This is a genomic window from Herpetosiphon giganteus (genome assembly GCF_016907925.1).
GTDB classification, from domain to species: Bacteria; Chloroflexota; Chloroflexia; order Chloroflexales; family Herpetosiphonaceae; genus Herpetosiphon; species Herpetosiphon giganteus.
This window is the reverse complement of record NZ_JAFBCZ010000071.1, coordinates 1-2,864: the sequence shown is the minus strand read 5'-3', so window position 1 is coordinate 2,864 and position 2,864 is coordinate 1. Positions and strand designations below refer to the sequence as shown.

The window sequence follows — 2,864 nt, the reverse complement described above, 5'->3', positions numbered from 1 at the left end:
CATGACTGCTCCCCATAATGATCACCTTTCTTTGAAGCATAAGCACTCCAAAGTATGGCATGATTGTGGGGAGCAGCAAAGTGTTAGTTATTCAGCTATCAAGACACCCATTGATGCTATCTTCAGCGTGCGCCGAAGCCGGATGAGGACGGAGATACAATAATGCGACACCGATGGATTATGTTCTGTATACTCGCGATACTTGGCAGCTGTGGCCCCACCGCCACGGGTGGGATTCCTGCGCGCGATGATCGCTTTACGTTTACGCCGCTGACGGATGACATGGCGCGGTCTGGAACATCCCGCATGCCCATTGATATGCTCCAACGAACGCTCCAGATACCCTATCCTGCACGCTTTCGGGGATCGCTCTTGGCCCTGTTTGGTCCTCCGTTAACCAGTTCTACCGATGCGGAAAACGCCTTTTCCTATGTCCTTTCCGTCCAGAATGATCGCGGAGAGACCTGGATTATGACGGCCTATGAAGGACCGACCGGACCAGCATTTGGCGGGTTTATGCCCGCGACGACGGATGAACCGATACGCGGGGCAGAAGCACTTCTTGCCCTGATCGAATCCACGCCACCCGCCGATTTTGATGCGGTTCTTGATGCCGATGACTATGACAGCCGTATTTTCTATGGCTGTCGCGCAGGAGATTGTTACTGGCGCGAAGAATCCCAATAATGGATAATCGCGACCGTATACGCGTTTGATCAATTGGAATCGGCAATTCTGACCACGCTCGGTACGATACATCTGTGGTGTGGGCCGTGAACGGGTTCTTCTATGCTCTGTTTTAGAGGAGGTAACGGTGAGTCTTGAGCAGCTTTGGGACTTGTACCAGGAACATGGCTACCGTGTCGATCAGCCAATTGGCGCAAATCCGCTGGATCAATTCTATGCCGCACTGCTGGCATTCGGCCACCAAGACCTCGCCCGTGCCGCCGAGTTGGCGATTCAGGCGGCGACAGGTGACCCAGACGACCGAGTGTTTACCGAGGCGGCGGCCTACCTGAGCCGCGTGGCTGGTCAGGGCAAGCACAATGTCTATGTGAGCGGCGACGCGTTTGCGGCCTTCATCGGCGGTGGTGGCAACGTCCCGTTATACGCGGCAACGAGCGCCGCCTTGCGCGCAGCTTATAGCGAGTACGAACGGCTGGATGTGCTGGATATCGGCACCGGCAACGGCCACGCCCTGCTCCCGGCACTGACCCCAACCATCAACCGCTTGGGGGTCGTCGAGCCATCGGCAGCGCTGCTGGCCGAACTCCACGCGCGTCTGGATGGCAGCGGACGATCCCGTGAGGCCTTCGCTGGCACCGCGCAGGAGTTCGCGCATCACGATAACGGTGGGTGGACAATCATTCAGGCCACCTATAGCCTGCACTCGATCCCGCCCGACGAACGACCGGGGCTGTTGCGTCGGCTCCGTGACCTGGGCCAGCGCCTGCTGATCGTCGAGTTCGACGTGCCGGAATTCGCTGCCATGTACGACCCAGCGCGGGTGCGTGATATCGTGGGCCGCTATCAGCGCGGACTGGCCGAGTACACCGACGACGGCGGCCTGGTTGCCCAAGGCTTTCTGATGCCCGTCCTTCTCGGATACTTCGATCAGACGGCGGCCCGCACGACCTACGAGCAGCCGATCGCGGCATGGGCAGACCTCGTGCGCGCGGCTGGCTTCACAGCGGTCGAGGTTCGCCCGTTGTATGACTATTGGTGGGCGACCGCGTGTTTGGTGACCGGCAGCGGCTAGCGGAGGGCGGCAGAGAACGCGTGGTCGCCGCTTCAGCTCAACAGTGCACCCATGCGTTCTCCGCCCCGTTGAAGCGGAGGCGATGCAATAACGGGGGAATATGCGAGCACATCACCCTCCTCATCAGCGTTTCGGCGGTACATTCCCCAGCACGGATAAGTGGGTGTAGAGTACTGATTTCTGATACCTATTTTTACCATCTTTCTCGCCATCTCTATACTCATACTTACGATGTTTCCGCTACCTTTATAGTCACTTTTAACCGAGCAAGAATCTCTCGTGTGTGCTTTGTATGCGGATGATCCGCCACCAATACCCCTCCCCACACCGCCAACGCTCGTTCGAACAAGGCCTAAACCCACGTTTCTTACATCCAGCCGCAAGAGCATTAAAGAATATTAACTATTACAAACTTCTGGTTGGCTTGTTACTTTGCTACTTCTGGAACAAACGCTCGTGGGATCATTTGAACACTGCATTCTACGATGTCAAACCTGTGGAGATGACACCGCCATGGGTTGGTTACCGTTCGTTTGTTGGTGAGCGCTGTTTGGGGCGTGATGCACGAGCGATTGAACACACCGTGCGACGGCTCCACGAGGATCGGTATGCGTGGCGATCGCCGATACGCAGCATAGACATGGGCGTGTCTTAATCGCGCTCGTGCATCCTTCTTCCCACTGCATACCCCGCTGACCGATCAGGGGTTCCGTGCCGTAGGTCGCCGCCACGATCATGGGCAAGACCCATTCCGATAACGATTGCTCAGCCCCCGAGGACGATCAACGATGACTGGACGAACCCCTCGGTTGTCCAGCCCTACGCGTATCGCGGCTCGTCGTATCAACGGTGTGACGGTGTCTCTGATGGGAGGCCATAGATCGTCAGCCAATCAAGAATCTGGCGAATACTGCCAATCGCAACCGCAATACAGCTATCGGCGGCTCCATAATAGACATGCAGGGTATCGCCATCCGGCAGGACGGTTACGCCACAGGGGAAAATCACATGGTGGTTTGTCAAGAAGTGTGCAAAATCAATCTAGCCAGGCATGCGAATTTTACGAAGCTGGAGCGTCCGAACGACCGCATAAAAGAGTAATAAA

The 2,864-nt window shown here is 56.6% G+C and carries 3 protein-coding genes; 2 read left to right on the top strand and 1 reads right to left on the bottom strand.

The features are described 5' to 3' along the window. Window positions 1-162 precede the first annotated feature (162 nt). Both JOD20_RS26190 and JOD20_RS26185 read left to right on the top strand, forming a co-directional pair. On the top strand, window positions 163-687 hold the full coding sequence (locus JOD20_RS26190) for a hypothetical protein (protein ID WP_239584096.1): 525 nt from the start codon (window positions 163-165) through the stop codon (window positions 685-687). Window positions 688-814: 127 nt separating this feature from the next. Next, window positions 815-1,759 (top strand): class I SAM-dependent methyltransferase, encoded by a 945-nt coding sequence (locus JOD20_RS26185; RefSeq protein WP_204758119.1) that lies wholly within the window; start codon window positions 815-817, stop codon window positions 1,757-1,759. Between the two features lie 843 nt (window positions 1,760-2,602). On the opposite strand, the gene JOD20_RS26180 is transcribed toward JOD20_RS26185, so the two are convergent. Then, on the bottom strand, window positions 2,603-2,767 hold the full coding sequence (locus JOD20_RS26180; RefSeq protein WP_420828968.1) for a glycoside hydrolase family 130 protein: 165 nt from the start codon (window positions 2,765-2,767) through the stop codon (window positions 2,603-2,605). Window positions 2,768-2,864 lie beyond the last annotated feature (97 nt).

Coding starts and splice junctions, on each gene's coding strand:
- JOD20_RS26190 (WP_239584096.1), top strand. CDS start 163: ATGCGACACCGATGGATTATGTTCTGTATACTCGCGATACTTGGCAGC.